At 68.0% G+C, this 14,934-nt stretch carries 14 protein-coding genes; 13 read left to right on the top strand and 1 reads right to left on the bottom strand.

Going from position 1 to position 14,934, the window contains the following annotated elements:
- The first annotated feature begins 182 nt into the window (after positions 1-182).
- The 7 genes from cobN to C1A30_RS36490 are packed head-to-tail and all read left to right on the top strand — an operon-like array spanning position 183 to position 9,217.
- Complete coding sequence (cobN, locus tag C1A30_RS04775) at positions 183-3,755, top strand: cobaltochelatase subunit CobN (protein WP_200828158.1); 3,573 nt, start codon at positions 183-185, stop codon at positions 3,753-3,755.
- Between the two features lie 9 nt (positions 3,756-3,764).
- Positions 3,765-4,157, top strand: a complete 393-nt coding sequence (locus C1A30_RS04770) for a PPOX class F420-dependent oxidoreductase (protein ID WP_101947086.1) — start codon at positions 3,765-3,767, stop codon at positions 4,155-4,157.
- Between the two features lie 9 nt (positions 4,158-4,166).
- Positions 4,167-4,550: a PPOX class F420-dependent oxidoreductase gene (locus tag C1A30_RS04765; RefSeq protein WP_101947085.1), complete on the top strand. Its 384-nt coding sequence runs from the start codon at positions 4,167-4,169 to the stop codon at positions 4,548-4,550.
- A gap of 45 nt (positions 4,551-4,595) precedes the next feature.
- Positions 4,596-5,072, top strand: coding sequence for an FxsA family protein (locus C1A30_RS04760; protein WP_101947084.1), 477 nt, complete (start codon positions 4,596-4,598; stop codon positions 5,070-5,072).
- The gene (locus C1A30_RS04755) at positions 5,072-6,658 is read left to right on the top strand and encodes an amidohydrolase (protein ID WP_101947083.1); all 1,587 of its coding nucleotides are present in this window, start codon (positions 5,072-5,074) and stop codon (positions 6,656-6,658) included. Before C1A30_RS04760 ends, C1A30_RS04755 begins: the two co-directional genes overlap by 1 nt.
- Positions 6,651-8,420 carry an apolipoprotein N-acyltransferase gene (gene lnt, locus C1A30_RS04750; protein WP_101947082.1) on the top strand — a complete coding sequence of 590 codons (1,770 nt, stop codon included), beginning with the start codon at positions 6,651-6,653 and terminating at the stop codon, positions 8,418-8,420. The genes C1A30_RS04755 and lnt overlap by 8 nt, the downstream gene beginning before the upstream one ends.
- 8 nt (positions 8,421-8,428) lie before the next feature.
- Positions 8,429-9,217 (top strand): polyprenol monophosphomannose synthase, encoded by a 789-nt coding sequence (locus tag C1A30_RS36490; RefSeq protein ID WP_101947081.1) that lies wholly within the window; start codon positions 8,429-8,431, stop codon positions 9,215-9,217.
- Here C1A30_RS36490 and rbpA read toward each other — a convergent pair whose 3' ends face one another.
- Positions 9,218-9,556, bottom strand: a complete 339-nt coding sequence (rbpA, locus tag C1A30_RS04740; RefSeq protein ID WP_067801986.1) for an RNA polymerase-binding protein RbpA — start codon at positions 9,554-9,556, stop codon at positions 9,218-9,220.
- A 142-nt stretch (positions 9,557-9,698) separates the two neighbouring features.
- On the opposite strand from rbpA, the gene C1A30_RS04735 reads away from it, so the two are divergent.
- The 6 genes from C1A30_RS04735 to C1A30_RS04710 all read left to right on the top strand — a co-directional run bounded on the left by C1A30_RS04735 (position 9,699) and on the right by C1A30_RS04710 (position 14,781).
- A complete protein-coding gene (locus C1A30_RS04735; protein ID WP_235009650.1) occupies positions 9,699-10,016 on the top strand; it encodes a hypothetical protein in 318 nt (105 codons plus the stop codon).
- Positions 10,017-10,104: 88 nt separating this feature from the next.
- The gene (locus C1A30_RS04730) at positions 10,105-11,316 is read left to right on the top strand and encodes an alpha/beta fold hydrolase (protein WP_235009649.1); all 1,212 of its coding nucleotides are present in this window, start codon (positions 10,105-10,107) and stop codon (positions 11,314-11,316) included.
- Between the two features lie 75 nt (positions 11,317-11,391).
- Positions 11,392-12,108 (top strand): hypothetical protein, encoded by a 717-nt coding sequence (locus C1A30_RS04725; protein ID WP_101947640.1) that lies wholly within the window; start codon positions 11,392-11,394, stop codon positions 12,106-12,108.
- Positions 12,109-12,235: 127 nt separating this feature from the next.
- Entirely contained in the window at positions 12,236-13,021 is a 786-nt protein-coding gene (locus C1A30_RS04720) for an ABC transporter permease (protein WP_369974104.1), read from the top strand.
- Positions 13,018-13,746: an ABC transporter ATP-binding protein gene (locus tag C1A30_RS04715; RefSeq protein WP_101947079.1), complete on the top strand. Its 729-nt coding sequence runs from the start codon at positions 13,018-13,020 to the stop codon at positions 13,744-13,746. Before C1A30_RS04720 ends, C1A30_RS04715 begins: the two co-directional genes overlap by 4 nt.
- A gap of 12 nt (positions 13,747-13,758) precedes the next feature.
- Complete coding sequence (locus C1A30_RS04710) at positions 13,759-14,781, top strand: ABC transporter substrate-binding protein (RefSeq protein WP_101947078.1); 1,023 nt, start codon at positions 13,759-13,761, stop codon at positions 14,779-14,781.
- Positions 14,782-14,934: the final 153 nt, after the last annotated feature.

Genomic DNA, 14,934 nt, shown 5'->3' with positions numbered 1-14,934 from the left:
TGTAGTAACCGAATGTCACGGAAGGACGACGATGTTCGGACTCATCGCATTCGGCGTGCTCCTGCTGGTGCTCATCGCTGGAGTCGGGCTGCCGTACCCGCAGACATGGCACGGCCGCTGGGGCAACGGCGGCTGACCCACCGACCGCACCGCTCGAGGGGGCGGTGCGGTACGAATGGTGGGTGAACCAGCCAACCGTCGCGCTGCTGTCGACGTCCGACACCGACCTGATCACGGCGCGCGCGAGCGGCGCGAACTATCGGTGGGCTAACCCGGCACGGCTGGTCGACGGCGAACTCGAGGAACTGCTGGCCGGCGCCGACATCGCCGTTGTCCGCATCCTCGGCGGCTACCGGGCCTGGCAGGACGGCATCGACACCGTGGTATCCAGCGGCGTGCCTGCCGTCGTGGTCAGCGGCGAGCAGGCACCGGACGCCGATCTGATGGGCCATTCCACGACCCCCGCCGGAGTCGCCCTGCAGTCCCACATCTATCTGGCCCAGGGCGGCGTGCCGAACCTCCGCCAGTTGCACGCGTTTCTGTGCGACACGGTGCTGATGACAGGGTTCGGCTTCGCCCCGCCGGAGACCACACCGTCGTGGGGCGTCCTGGACCGTACGGCACGTGACGTCGAAGGCCCGACGATCGCGCTTCTCTACTACCGCGCCCAGCACCTGGCGGGCAACACCGACTACGTCGAAGCGTTGTGCCGGGCGGTCGAAGACGCGGGCGGCAGGCCGCTTCCGGTGTTCTGCGCCTCGCTGCGAACCGCCGAACCGGGTCTGTTGGACCTGCTGTCGACGGCCGACGCGATGGTGACCACCGTGCTCGCGGCGGGTGGCGCCACCCCCGCCTCCGTCACCGCGGGCGGCAACGACGACAGCTGGAACGTGGCGCACCTTGCCGCGCTTGACATTCCGATCCTGCAGGGCCTGTGTCTGACGAGTTCCCGTGCGCAGTGGGCGGACAATGACGACGGGCTGTCCCCGCTCGACGTCGCCACCCAGGTCGCCGTGCCGGAGTTCGACGGTCGCCTCATCACGGTTCCGTTCTCGTTCAAGGAAATCGACGACGAGGGCCTGATTTCGTATGTCGCCGATCCCGAGCGGTGCGCGCGGGTCGCCGGGCTTGCGGTGAAACATGCCCGGCTGAGGACGATTCCGCCGTCGAACAAGCGGGTCGCGCTGGTGTTCTCGGCGTACCCGACCAAACACGCCAGGATCGGCAACGCGGTCGGGCTGGACACCCCGGCCAGCGCGGTGGCGCTGCTGCGCGCCATGCGCGACGCGGGCTACACCATCGACGACGTTCCCGGCCTCGACGCGCGGGACGGCGACGCGTTGGTGCACGCGCTGATCGCGCGCGGCGGTCAGGACCCTGACTGGCTCACCGACGGACAACTGACCGGCAACCCGATCCGATTGTCCGCCAAGGATTATCGCGAGTGGTTCGACACGCTGCCCGCCGAGCTCACCGACGCCGTCACCGCACACTGGGGCCCGCCGCCCGGCGAGTTGTTCGTCGACCGAAGCCGCGATCCCGACGGCGAGATCGTGATCGCCGCGCTGCACGCCGGCAACGTGGTGTTGATGGTCCAGCCGCCGCGCGGGTTCGGCGAGAATCCGGTCGCCATCTACCACGATCCCGACCTGCCGCCCAGCCACCACTACCTCGCCGCCTACCACTGGATCGGCAGCGAATTCGGCGCCGACGCCGTGGTGCACCTCGGCAAGCACGGCAACCTGGAATGGCTGCCGGGTAAGACGTTGGGCATGTCGGCGGCGTGCGGCGCCGACGCCGCGCTCGGCGACCTGCCGCTGATCTACCCGTTTCTGGTCAACGATCCCGGCGAGGGCACCCAGGCCAAGCGCCGCGCCCACGCCACACTGGTCGACCATCTGATCCCGCCGATGGCTCGCGCCGAAACCTACGGCGACATCGCCCGTTTGGAGCAGTTGCTCGACGAGCACGCGAACATCGCCGCCCTTGACCCGGGTAAACTGCCCGCCATCCGTCAGCAGATCTGGACGCTGATGCGGGCGGCGAAGATGGATCACGACCTCGGCCTCGAGGACCGCCCCGACGAGGACGTGTTCGACGACATGCTGCTGCACGTCGACGGCTGGCTGTGCGAGATCAAAGACGTGCAGATCCGCGACGGCCTGCATGTCCTCGGCCAAAAGCCCACGGGCGAAGCCGAACTCGACCTGGTGCTGGCCATCCTGCGGGCCAGACAGTTGTTCGGCGGCGAGCAGACGGTGCCCGGGTTGCGCCAGGCGCTCGGCCTGGCCGAGGACGGCAGCGACGAGCGGGCCGCGGTGGACGCCGCCGAGTCCGCCGCCCGCGACCTGGTGGCAGCACTACAGGAGACCGGTTGGGACGCCGCGGCCGCCGACTCCCTGACCGACGACCCCGCCATCGCCGCGATCCTGCGGTTCGCCGCTGACGAAGTGGTGCCCCGACTCGCCGGGACGGCGGGGGAGATCGATCAGGTCCTGCGGGCGCTGGACGGCCGCTTCATCCCGTCGGGGCCGTCGGGCTCACCGTTGCGCGGGTTGGTCAACGTGCTGCCGACGGGCCGCAACTTCTACTCCGTCGATCCCAAGGCCGTGCCGTCCCGGTTGGCGTGGGAAACCGGTGTGGCGATGGCGGATTCGCTGCTGGCGCGCTACCGCGACGACTACGGCCGCTGGCCGCAGTCGGTGGGACTGTCGGTGTGGGGCACGTCGGCGATGCGCACCGCAGGCGACGACATCGCGGAAGTCCTTGCGCTGCTCGGCGTCAGGCCGGTCTGGGACGACGCGTCACGCCGAGTGGTCGACCTCGAGCCGATCCCGCTTGCCGAACTCGGCAGGCCGCGCATCGACGTCACGGTGCGCATCTCCGGCTTCTTCCGCGACGCCTTCCCGCACGTGGTGACCATGCTCGACGACGCGGTGCAACTGGTCGCCGGCCTCGACGAGTCCGCCGACGACAACTACGTGCGGGCGCACGCGCAGGCCGACCTCGCCGACCACGGCGACCAACGTCGCGCCACGACAAGGATTTTCGGGTCCAAGCCGGGCACCTATGGCGCCGGCCTGCTGCAGCTGATCGACAGCCGCAACTGGCGCGACGACGCCGACCTCGCGCAGGTCTACACCGCATGGGGCGGGTTCGCGTACGGCCGCGGGCTGGACGGCGCGCCCGCCGCCGACGACATGAACCGGCAGTATCGGCGAATCGTGGTGGCCGCCAAGAACACCGACACCCGCGAACACGACATCGCCGACTCCGACGACTACTTCCAATACCACGGCGGCATGGTCGCCACGGTGCGCGCGCTGACCGGGCAGTCGCCCGCCGCCTATATCGGCGACAACACCAGGCCCGACGCCGTGCGCACCCGCACGCTGTCGGAGGAGACGACACGGGTGTTCCGCGCACGCGTCGTCAATCCCCGCTGGATGACCGCGATGCGCAGGCACGGGTACAAGGGTGCGTTCGAGATGGCGGCCACCGTCGACTATCTGTTCGGCTACGACGCCACCGCAGGCGTGATGGCCGACTGGATGTACGAACGGCTGTCCGCGGAATACGTGCTCGACGAGCAGAACCGCAAATTCATGGCCGAGTCCAACCCGTGGGCACTGCACGGCATGGCGGAACGCCTGCTGGAGGCCGCGGGCCGCGGTATGTGGGCCCAGCCCGAGCAGGCCACCCTCGACGGGTTGCGGCAGGTGCTGCTCGAGACGGAAGGCGAACTCGAAGGCTAGGTTGGGTCGGTGCCCACCACCTTTGCCGACGTCGCGAAATCCGAGTACATCCTGCTGACCACGTTCACCAAGGACGGCAGGCCCAAGCCCACCGCCATCTGGGCCGCGCCCGCGGGCGACCGCCTCCTCGTCATCACGCAGGAGCAGTCCTGGAAGGTCAAGCGGATCCGCAACACCCCGCGCGTCACCATCGCCGTCTGCGACCGGCGCGGCAACCCCAAGGGCGAGGCGGTCGAGGCGACCGCCGTGATCCTGGACAAGTCGGCGAACGGCGCTACCTACGACGCGATCGGCAAGCGCTACGGGCTGCTCGGCAAAACGTTCAACGTTTTCTCGAAGCTGCGTGGGGGAATGACGAAGAACGTGACCCTCGAGTTGCGAGCCGTTTCGCAAACCCTGTGAAAGCGACCCATGCCTGACACGTTCCATGACATCGCCGACTCCAAGTACCTGCTGCTCACCACGTTCACCAAGGACGGCAGGCCCAAACCGACCCCGGTCTGGGGTGTGCGCGAGGGGGACCGGTTGCTGATCTCCACCGACGACGGATCGTGGAAGACCAAGCGCATCAACAACACCCCGCGGGTGACCATCCAGAAGTCCACCGCCCTTGGTAAGCCGAAGGGCGAACCGGTGGAAGCGGTGGCCCGCAACCTGCCCAAGTCGCAGAACCGGCGGGTCTTCGAGATGGTCACCAGGAAGTATTGGTGGCACGCGTGGTGGTGGATCCCGCAGGCGATCATCCGCGGCGGGGTCGACAAGGTGCACAGCGCGATCGAGATCCAGCCGGCCTGACTGGCACGTCCGGAACCCAGCCGCGCCCAGCGACGTTCACATGGCATGGCGATACGGCTGTTTCTGGTCTATCTGGTCGTCGAGCTTGCGGTCATCGTGGCCCTGACGTCGACGATCGGCTTCGGCTGGACCATCGTGGCACTGCTCGCGACCTGGCTGGTCGGTGTCACGCTGGCCGGATCACAGGTCAAGCGACACCTCCGCCGGCTCCAGTCGGGCCTCAAGCCCGCAGCGGTCCCGGGGGCCGCGACGGACAGCCTGCTCGTCGCACTCGGTACCGTGCTCGTCGTGATTCCGGGACTGGCCAGCTCTGTGGTCGGCGCGTTGTTCCTGCTGCCGCCGACCAGGGCCGCCGCCCGTCCGCTGATCGCCGCGATGGCCGCGCGCCGGGTGCCCTTGGTGGCTGCCGCCGGTCCGATCGCGGCCACCGGATGGGGCTACGACGCCTCAGGCCGCGGCGACTACATCGACGGCGAGGTCATCGAAGTGCCGCCGCACGCAGTGGAGCGCAAGCCTGACTAGTGGCGACTCTCCTGCTCAACGGGCGGGTGCACAGCCCCGCCATGCCCGACGCCACCGCGATGGCGGTCGCCGATGGCGTCGTCACGTGGCTCGGTAGCGACGACGTTGGGCGCCAACAGTTTCCGGGTGCGGAGGTCGTCGACCTCGACGGCGGTTTCGTCGCGCCTGCCTTCGTCGACAGCCACGTCCACCTCACCGCGACCGGGCTGACGCTGGCCGGTCTGGACCTGCGGCCCGCCACCTCGCTGCGGCACTGCCTGGATCTGGTCGCCGACTACGTGGGCAGCCATCCCGACGGTCCCGTCTGGGGCCACGGCTGGGATGAGTCCGGCTGGCCCGAGAACACCGCGCCCAGCACCGACGACCTGGACCGCGTGGTCGGCGACCGGCCTGCCTACCTGGCCCGCGTCGACGTGCACTCGGCGGCCGCGTCGACCGCGCTGCGGCGGCTGGCGCCCGATCTGGCAGGCGCGGCGGGTTTCGACCCGCACCTGCCGTTGACCAGCGAGGCGCACCATCTGGTCCGCGCGGCCGCCCGTGACCGGTTGACCGCGGCGCAGCGCCGTCAGGCCCGCATCGCGGCCCTCGACGCGGCGGCCGCGTTCGGCATCGCGGTGGTGCACGAGTGCGCGGGTCCGCAGATCGGCGGCATCGATGACTGGGTCGAGGTCCGCGACACCGACCACGGAGTCGAGGTCACCGGCTATTGGGGCGAGCATGTGACGACGGCGGACGCGGCGCGTGAGCTCATCGAGCGAACGGGTGCCCGAGGTCTTGCCGGCGACCTGTTCGTCGACGGCGCGATCGGCTCCCGCACCGCGTGGTTGCACGCGCCCTACGACGATGCGCCCGACTGTTGCGGCAACACCTATCTCGACGTCGACGCCATCATCGCCCATCTGCGGGCCTGCACTGAGGCGGGCATCACCGCGGGCTTCCACGTCATCGGCGACGCCGCGGTCAGCGCCGTCGTCGAGGGACTCGAGCGTGTCGTCGACCAATTCGGTGCGCCCGCGGTCGCCCGCTGCGGTCATCGGCTGGAGCACCTCGAGATGGTCACGCCGGAGCAGGCGGCCAAGCTCGGTTCCTGGGGCGTGTTCGCGAGCATGCAGCCGAATTTCGACGCGCTGTGGGGCGGCGAGGACGGGATGTACGCGCACCGCCTCGGGCTTGGCCGAGGCGTCAAATTGAACCCGTTTGCGCTGCTAGCATCCCAAGGCGTGCCAATCGCCTTCGGCTCGGACAGCCCTGTGACGGGGTTGAATCCGTGGGCGACGGTGCGTGCCGCGACCCGACACCGCACTCCAGGCAGCGCGGTGTCGGCGCGGGCCGCGTTCGCAGCGGCGACCCGCGGTGCGTGGCGGGCAGGCGGCGCCCGCGACGGCATCACCGGAACCCTCGTCCCGGGTGCCCCGGCGTCCTATGCCGTCTGGGAGACCGACGCCCTGGAAGTCAGCGCGCCTGCCGATGCGGTGCAGCGGTGGTCGACCGATCAGCGGTCGCGGGTGCCGCCGCTGCCGCGACTCGACGACCCGTTGCCGCGTTGCAGGCAAACGGTTCACCGGGGTGCCGTCATACATGGCTAACCCGTCCGGCCGCCGACGCGAATGGGCCCGCGCAGCCGACGACACGGAGACATTCCCGCCGATCGTCGACGACACCGAAGAGCCGGTGGAAGGCGAAGACTACGCCGAACTGGCACCCGCAAAAGGCCGCGATTGGAAGGCTGAAATCCAAACGCGGGCAAAGCGATTCGGCCAGGCCGTGGTGGACCGGCTGGCCCAGCTGGGTGTCACGATCGTCGCCGGGTTGGCACTGTGTGTGAGCTTCCCGCCGTTCAGTTGGTGGTTCGCCGCGTTTGCGGCGGTCGGCCTGCTGGCCTGGGTGCTCACCCGCGAGACGACAACCCGGGCAGGCGGATTCGGGTACGGCTTCCTGTTCGGGCTGGCCTTCTATCTGCCCCTCATCCCGTGGATCAGCGGTCTGGTGGGCCCGGCCCCGTGGATCGCGCTGTCGGCGGTCGAGGCGCTTTTCACCGCACTGTTCGGGCTGGCCGCCGTCTACGTTCGGCGGTTGTCGGGCTGGGTGTTCTGGTTCGCCGGGCTGTGGGCGGCCACGGAGTGGTTGAAGTCCACCGTCCCGTTCGGTGGATTTCCCTGGGGCGTCGTCGGTTTCAGTCAGACGAACGGTCCGCTGCTGGCACTTGCGCAACTCGGCGGTGCGCCACTGCTGTCGTTCGCGGTGGTGTTGACCGGATTCAGTCTGGCGGCCATCACCTTCGAGATCATCAAGTGGTGGCGCCGCAAAGGCGACGAGGCCGGTGCGCCGTCCGCTGTGGTGCTGCCGGGGGTGTGCATCAGCGCCGTGCTGCTGTGCACCGCGCTGGCGTGGCCACACGTCAAGCAGTCCGGCGTCGGCGCGGGCGACGATCCGGCGGTCACGGTCGCCGCGGTCCAGGGCAACGTGCCGCGACTCGGACTGGAGTTCAACGCGCAGCGCCGCGCGGTCCTCGACAACCACGTCCGTCAGACGATGCAACTCGCCGACGACGTACACGCCGGTCGGGCACCGCAGCCGATGGTCGTCATCTGGCCGGAGAACTCGTCCGACATCGATCCGCTGACCAACACCGACGCCCGCGAGGAGATCAACACCGCCGCCGCGGCGATCCGGGCGCCCATCCTGGTCGGTGGCGTCGTCGCCGCCCCCGGTTACAGCCCCGACAACCCGGTGGCCACCAACTCGGTGATCGTGTGGAATCCGGGCAGCGGCCCCGCCGACCGGCACGACAAGAAGATCATTCAGCCGTTCGGCGAGTATTTGCCGTGGCGGGGCTTCTTCAAGCATCTGTCGTCCTACGCCGACCGGGCCGGCTACTTCGTGCCCGGCACCGGCAACGGGGTGGTCAACGCGGCGGGCGTGCCCATCGGGGTGACGACGTGCTGGGAGGTCATCTTCGACCGCGCCGCACGCGAGGCGGTGGAGAGCGGCGCCCAACTGCTCGCCGTGCCGTCCAACAATGCCACCTTCACCGAGGCGATGAGCGAGCAGCAACTCGCGTTCGGCAGGCTCCGGGCCGTGGAACACGACCGATACGTCGTCGTCGTGGGCACCACCGGGATCAGCGCCGTCATCGCTCCCGACGGCCGTGAGCTGGCTCGCACCGGATTCTTCGAACCGGCGTACCTCGACATGCAGGTGCGGCTAAAGACGCAGCTCACGCCCGCCACCCGGTGGGAACCGATCGTTTCGTACCTGCTGGCCGCGATCGGCGTTGCCGCTGTGCTCATCGCGATGCTGCACAATGGGAGTTTCGTGCGTCGGCTCGGACGGCGCGGCAAGGATTAAGGAGCGAGATGGGCGTCCCAAGGGGCGGAGCGGTGGGGGAACCTCCCAGCCCGAGTGAGCGCACTCTGGTCATCATCCCCACTTTCAACGAGCGGGAGAACCTGCCCCTGATCGTCGAGCGGGTGCACAAAGCGCGTCCCGACGTGCACATCCTGATCGTCGACGACAACAGCCCCGACGGCACCGGCGACCTGGCCGACGAGCTGTCGCTGGCCGACACCGACCGGATCCACGTCATGCACCGCACCGCCAAGGGCGGGCTCGGCGCGGCGTACCTGGCCGGGTTCGCGTGGGGCCTGAATCGGGAGTATTCGGTGCTGGTCGAGATGGACGCCGACGGCAGCCATCCGCCGGAGCAACTGCACCGGCTGTTGGATGCCGTCGACGCGGGCGCGGACCTGGTGATCGGCTCGCGCTATGTCCACGGCGGCGAGGTGCGCAACTGGCCGCGCCGCAGGCTGGTGCTGTCGCGCACGGCCAACGGCTACTCCCGCATCCTGCTCGGCGTCGACATCCACGACATCACCGCCGGCTATCGCGCCTACCGGCGGGAGGTGCTCGAGAAGATCGACCTGGCCGCGGTGGACTCCAAGGGCTACTGCTTCCAGATCGACCTGACCTGGCGCACCATCAACAACGGCTTCATCGTGGTCGAGGTGCCCATCACGTTCACCGAACGTGAGTTCGGTCAGTCCAAGATGAGCGGATCCAACATTCGCGAGGCCCTGTTCAAGGTCGCGGAATGGGGTTTCCGCGGGCGGATGGATCGCGCCCGCGGCGTCGGTGTCACCCGCTAGTTAGTTCCCGCGCCGGCGGGCCTTGATGAGGTCGAGGCGCTCCTTGAGCAACTCCTCGAGTTCCTCGACGGAGCGGCGCTCCAGCAGCATGTCCCAGTGAGTGCGCGGCGGCTTCACCTTCTTGGGCTCGGGCGCATCACCCTCGATCAGGGTTCCTTCCATCCCGTTGCGGCACAGCCAGGTGTGGGGAATCTCGGCGTCGTCGGCGAACGGAACGTCGAACTCCTCGCCGTTTTCGGTGCGGTAACGGGCGACCTGACGCGGCGCCAGGTCGTGGTTGCGGTCAGTCTCGTAGCTCACGGCTCCGAGGCGACTGCCCCTCAAGACACGATCAGCCATCGTCATCACTCCTCAAGTCAATATTTGTCCGGAGAAACAACGCAGCAACGCCGCGCGCAGTTCCCGACTCGACGGTCAATGATACCGGGATCCGCGCCGCGTCCGGTTTACAGTCTGGTCCGTGGGGCACGGAAGACGAAGCGTGAAACCCCAGCCTTGTCGCTGGTGTGGTCGAGAAGTCGCCGACGCGGGACTCGGCAGGCGCAGACAGTACTGCCGGCAGTCGTGCCGGCAACGCGCGTACGAACAGCGCGCGATGGTCAAGGGCACCTCGTTGGCTCCGGATTCCGTGGTGCTGACCGCTGATGAGGCCTCCGAGCTCTCCGACCGGGTCTACCAGGTCAGATGCGCCGCCGAAGACGTCGCGATCGCGGTCGAGGAAGGGGCGGAAGAGGCGGAGCTCCGCCAGCTGTGCGACGCGCTGATGCGCGCGGCGAAGGCGGCCGACGGCTGGCGCTAGCCACCAAATTGTTTTTTGCGGTGAACATCGCGGGCAGGACACCCGTTCTACGATTTGCCAACGACGAAACGCGAGACGGGGAACGCGGGTGTCCATTTCACTTCCAGAGACCGGGGTGTGGCGCTTCGACGCGTTCGTGCTCGACACACTGCGCTACGAACTGCGCAACGGCGACGCCGTGGTCCGCGTCGAGCCGCAGGTGTTCGACGTCCTCACCCACCTGGTGCGCAATTCGCACCGGTTCGTCACCAAAGAAGAACTGTTCGACTCCGTGTGGGGCGGGCGCTTCGTCGGCGAGGCGGCGCTGACCAGTCGCATCAAGGCTGCGCGGCGGGCGCTCGGCGACGACGGCGAATCGCAGCGCTACATCAGGACCGTCCGCGGCCGCGGCTACCAATTCGTCGGGATCATCGCCGACGACCCTGCGGCGCAGCCTGATCCCGCGCCGGAGCCGCCCACCCCGCGCCAGCAGATCGCGTTCTGCCGCGCCGCCGACGGTGTTCGACTGGCCTACGCGGTCGCGGGGGAGGGCCCTCCGCTCGTCAGGGCGGCCAACTGGATGACCCACCTCGGTTACGACATCGAAAGCCCCGTCTGGAAACACTGGGTGTGTGAACTGTCGTCGCGGTACCGCTTCATCCGCTACGACGAACGTGGCTGCGGGCTATCGGACTGGGACGCCGCCGATTTCACCTTCGACGACTGGGTGGCCGACCTCGAGTCGGTAGTGGAATCCCTTGGGCTGGAGCGCTTTCCGTTGCTCGGCGTGTCGCAGGGCGGTGCGGTGGCGGTGGCCTACGCGGCCCGGCATCCCGACCGCGTCAGCCATCTGGTGCTCTGCGGCGCCTACGCGCGCGGACGGGCGGTGCGAGCGGTGAGCGAAGCGGAAAAGCGCGCAGCCGCCCTGGATCTGGAGCTCGCCAGGGTCGGCTGGGGGCGAGATGACCCGGCATTCCGTCAGGTGTTCGCCGCGCAGTTCCAGCCGGACGGCACCCGCGCCGACTGGGCCGCGTTCGATCAGCTGCAACGGCGCACCACCTCGCCGGAGAACGCGGTCCGCTTCCTCGAGGAGTTCGGGCGCATCGACGTTCGCGACGAGGCGGCACAACTGACCTGCCCGACGCTGATCATGCATTCGCGCGACGACCACCGGGTGCCGATCCAATTCGCCGAGGAACTCGCCGCGCTGATACCCGATTCGCGACTCGTCGCGATGTCGAGCAACAACCATCTGCTCACCGCCGACGAGCCGGCGTGGCCGCCGTTCCTCGCCGAGGTCGACCGCTTTCTCGCGTCCTGATATCGCTGGGGATCTCCATGCAATCTCCACACATTCTTCATGTGAAGTGGCTGTGAACCGGACATGCTGATCACCATGAACAAGCACCTCCGCACCCTGATCCTGGGTGCCAGCGCGCTGCTCGCCCTTGGCACCCTGTCCGCATGCTCCGGCGGCACCACCACCGAAGCCACCAACACCTCCGAGGCGGTCACCACGCCGCCCGCAGCGACCGCGAAACCGTTCCCGCAGTCGGCGCGATACGTCGCCGACATGAAGGCGGCCGATGGCAAGACCATGGCCATCGGCATCTCCGTCGACGGTTCGTCCGTCGCCGCATATGCGTGCAACGGCACCGACGACGAAGCCTGGTTCTTCGGCAACCAGACCGACGGCAAACTCGACCTCAAGTCCCGCTTCCGCGACACGTTGAGCGCCGAGTTCAACGGCACCGACGTGACGGGCGATCTGACGATGAACGGTGTCGCCTACAAGTTCACCGCCGCGCCGGCTTCGGGCATCGCAGGCATGTACACCGCCGATTTCGAGGGCGTGCGTGCATCGTGGGTGGTGCGTGAGGACGGCTCGGCGACCGGCGTGCAGTTCAACACCGGCAGCATCAGCGGCCGTGACTTCGAGCAGGCCGAACTGCAGCAACTCAACGAACAACAGTTCCGCAGCAGTGTGCGCAACAAGCGTCAGCTTCAGCAGGCGTCACAGATCCAGTTCCTGCAGAACAAGAGTGCGCGGTCGACCATCAACGGCCACGACGTGACACCGACCCTTGTCACCGGCACCTTCCGGTTGGGCTGACCGCCCAACCACCTGATCCGGCTGGGCCGTCGGTCTTTTCATCACCCAGAATCAAAGTCTTCAACGGCCTTGTCGCGACGCGTAGCGTCGACCAACCGTGACCATCTCCGCCGAGTCGGCCGTGCCTTTGGCGTCGACCACTGCTGCGCGATCCGACCGGTGGGCCCACCGCAAGTGGGGATTGATCCGGCTGTTGTCGCCGCTCGTTCTGCTCGGTGTCTGGCAGTTGGGCAGCGCCGTCGGCGTGATCCCACAGGATGTCCTGCCTGCCCCGTCACTGATCGTCGAGGCGGGGATCGAACTGATCCACAAAGGGCAACTGGCGGATGCGCTGCAGGTGTCGGGGCTGCGTGTCGTCGAGGGGCTGCTGCTCGGCGGAATCCTCGGTGTCGCACTGGGAACCGCCGTCGGGCTGTCACGGTGGTTCGAGGCCACCGTCGACCCGCCGATGCAGATGATCCGGGCGCTGCCGCACCTCGGCTTGATCCCGTTGTTCATCCTCTGGTTCGGGATCGGTGAACTGCCCAAGGTGCTGCTGGTCGCGCTCGGGGTGAGCTTCCCGCTCTACCTCAACACCTTCTCGGCGATCCGCCAGGTCGACCCGAAACTATTCGAAACCGCACAGGTGCTTGGATTCTCGTTCTGGCAGCGGTTTCGGACGATCATCCTGCCCAGCGCCGCGCCGCAGGTCCTCGTCGGTGTGCGGCAGTCCCTGGCGATCGCCTGGCTGACGCTGATCGTCGCCGAACAGATCAACGCGGACAAGGGCATTGGCTTCCTGATCAACAACGCCCGCGACTTCCTCCGGATCGACATCATCATCTTCGGTCTGATCGTCTACGCACTCCTCGGAATCGGCACCGACGCCATCGTCCGAACATTGGAACGTCGAGCATTGAGGTACCGGTCATGACGATTGTGTCTGGACGACGGACCGCGACCGCGGGGGAACTGCGCCACGTCGACAAGTGGTACGGCGACCATCACGTGCTCGTCGACGTCAACGTGCGGGTTGGGCCCGGCGAGATCGTTGCGCTCATCGGCCGCAGCGGTTCTGGAAAGTCCACGGTGCTACGGGTTTTCGCCGGACTGTCGACGGACCACACCGGTGAGCGCGTGGTCTCCGGGGCCCCGGCGCTGGCGTTTCAGGAGCCGCGGCTGTTCCCGTGGCGCGACGTACGCACCAACGTCGTGTACGGCTTGACCCGCAGCCGGTTGCCGCGGGCAGAAGCCCAGGCCCGGGCAGACCGGGCGCTGGCCGATGTCGGCCTGGCAGACCGCGCCGGCGCCTGGCCGCTGACGCTGTCCGGCGGTCAGGCGCAACGCGTTTCGCTGGCCCGCGCCCTCGTCGCCGAGCCGGAGCTGCTACTGCTCGACGAACCCTTCGGCGCGTTGGACGCGCTGACCCGGCTGAGCATGCGCGCGCTGCTGCTTGACTTGTGGCGCGAGCACGGTTTCGGCGTGCTGCTCGTCACGCATGACGTGGACGAAGCGCTCGCCCTCGCCGACCGAGTGCTCGTGCTCGAGGCGGGCCGGGTGATCCACACCTTGACCATCGACGAACCGCGCGAGTCGTTTGGCATTCACACCGACCGTTACCGGAACGAACTGCTCGACAAACTCGGCGTCCAGATCTGAGAAAGGCAAACCTTGTCCAAGACACGTTTGGTCGCGGTGGTGATCGCCGCGACAATTCTGCTCGCGGGATGTGTGTCCCGCACCGACAACTCGGGCGCCACGGCGGCTCCCGCCACCGTGGCACTGTCTGAACTATCCGGGCTCACACTGCAGGTCGGCGATCAGAAGGGCGGCACCGAGTCACTGCTGCGGGCTGCGGGTGCGCTGGACAACCTGCCGTACCAAGTGGCGTTCTCCACGTTCACGTCGGGCCCGCCGCAGGTCGAGGCCGCCACGGCAGGCAAGATCGACTTCGCGATCACCGGGAACACCCCACCGATCTTCGGGGCGGCGTCCAACGCGAAGGTGAAGGTGGTGGCCGCGTACGACGGTGGCGGTAACGGCGATCAGATTCTGGTGCATGCCGATTCGCCGATCCAGTCGATCGCCGATCTGCGTGGCAAGAGCATCGTCGTCGGCAAGGGCAGCTCTGCACACGGACACATTCTTGGTCAGCTCGACAAGGCGGGGCTGACACCGTCGGACGTGAAGCTGGTGTTCCTGCAACCCGCCGACGCCTTGTCGGCGTTCAAGCAGCATCAGGCCGATGCGTGGGCGATCTGGGATCCGTATACGGCGCAGGCGGCCGCGCAGTTGCCGGTGCGCAGCATCGGTCAGGCCAGGGACGTCACCAACGGCTACTGGTTCGGTATCGCGTCGGATGCAGCACTCGCCGACCCGAAGCGCAACACCGCGCTTGCCGATCTGTTGGTGCGCTTCGAAAAGGCAGCCCGTTGGGCCAAGGATCACCCGCAGCAGTGGGCGGACGGCTACGCCGCCGCCGTCGGCCTCGATCCGAAGGTGGCCGCCGTCGCGCAGGGGCGCAGCCTGCGGTTGCCGACAGAGCTGGACGACGAGGTCGTCGCCTCCGAGCAGAAGCTTGCCGATCTCTTCGCCGCGTCGGGCCAAATCGCGTCCCCTGCACCGAAATTCAATGACTGGGTGGACCGCCGCTACAACGACGTACTGCGCCCGCTGCTCGTCAGTACCAATTAGGAGTCCGTGTGTCTGCCACATCTGAATCGCCCGCGCGGGCCAAGTCTGAATCGCCCGCTCCGCGGGCCACATCTGAATCGCCCGCTCCGCGGGCCACATCTGAATCGCCCGCTCCGCGGGCCAAGTTCTTCTGGTTCCTACCCACCAACGGCG

It is taken from the genome of Mycobacterium sp. 3519A (assembly GCF_900240945.1).
Classification (GTDB): Bacteria; Actinomycetota; Actinomycetes; order Mycobacteriales; family Mycobacteriaceae; genus Mycobacterium.
The sequence above is the reverse complement of the archived record's forward strand: the minus strand, read 5'-3'. Positions and strand labels throughout refer to the sequence as shown.

Bases quoted from the DNA above. Each gene is read 5' to 3' on its own strand.
- C1A30_RS04765 (WP_101947085.1), top strand. From the start codon at position 4,167: ATGCCTGACACGTTCCATGACATCGCCGACTCCAAGTACCTGCTGCTC.
- C1A30_RS04760 (WP_101947084.1), top strand. From the start codon at position 4,596: ATGGCGATACGGCTGTTTCTGGTCTATCTGGTCGTCGAGCTTGCGGTC.
- lnt (WP_101947082.1), top strand. From the start codon at position 6,651: ATGGCTAACCCGTCCGGCCGCCGACGCGAATGGGCCCGCGCAGCCGAC.
- C1A30_RS36490 (WP_101947081.1), top strand. From the start codon at position 8,429: ATGGGCGTCCCAAGGGGCGGAGCGGTGGGGGAACCTCCCAGCCCGAGT.
- rbpA (WP_067801986.1), bottom strand. From the start codon at position 9,556: ATGGCTGATCGTGTCTTGAGGGGCAGTCGCCTCGGAGCCGTGAGCTAC.
- C1A30_RS04725 (WP_101947640.1), top strand. From the start codon at position 11,392: ATGAACAAGCACCTCCGCACCCTGATCCTGGGTGCCAGCGCGCTGCTC.
- C1A30_RS04715 (WP_101947079.1), top strand. From the start codon at position 13,018: ATGACGATTGTGTCTGGACGACGGACCGCGACCGCGGGGGAACTGCGC.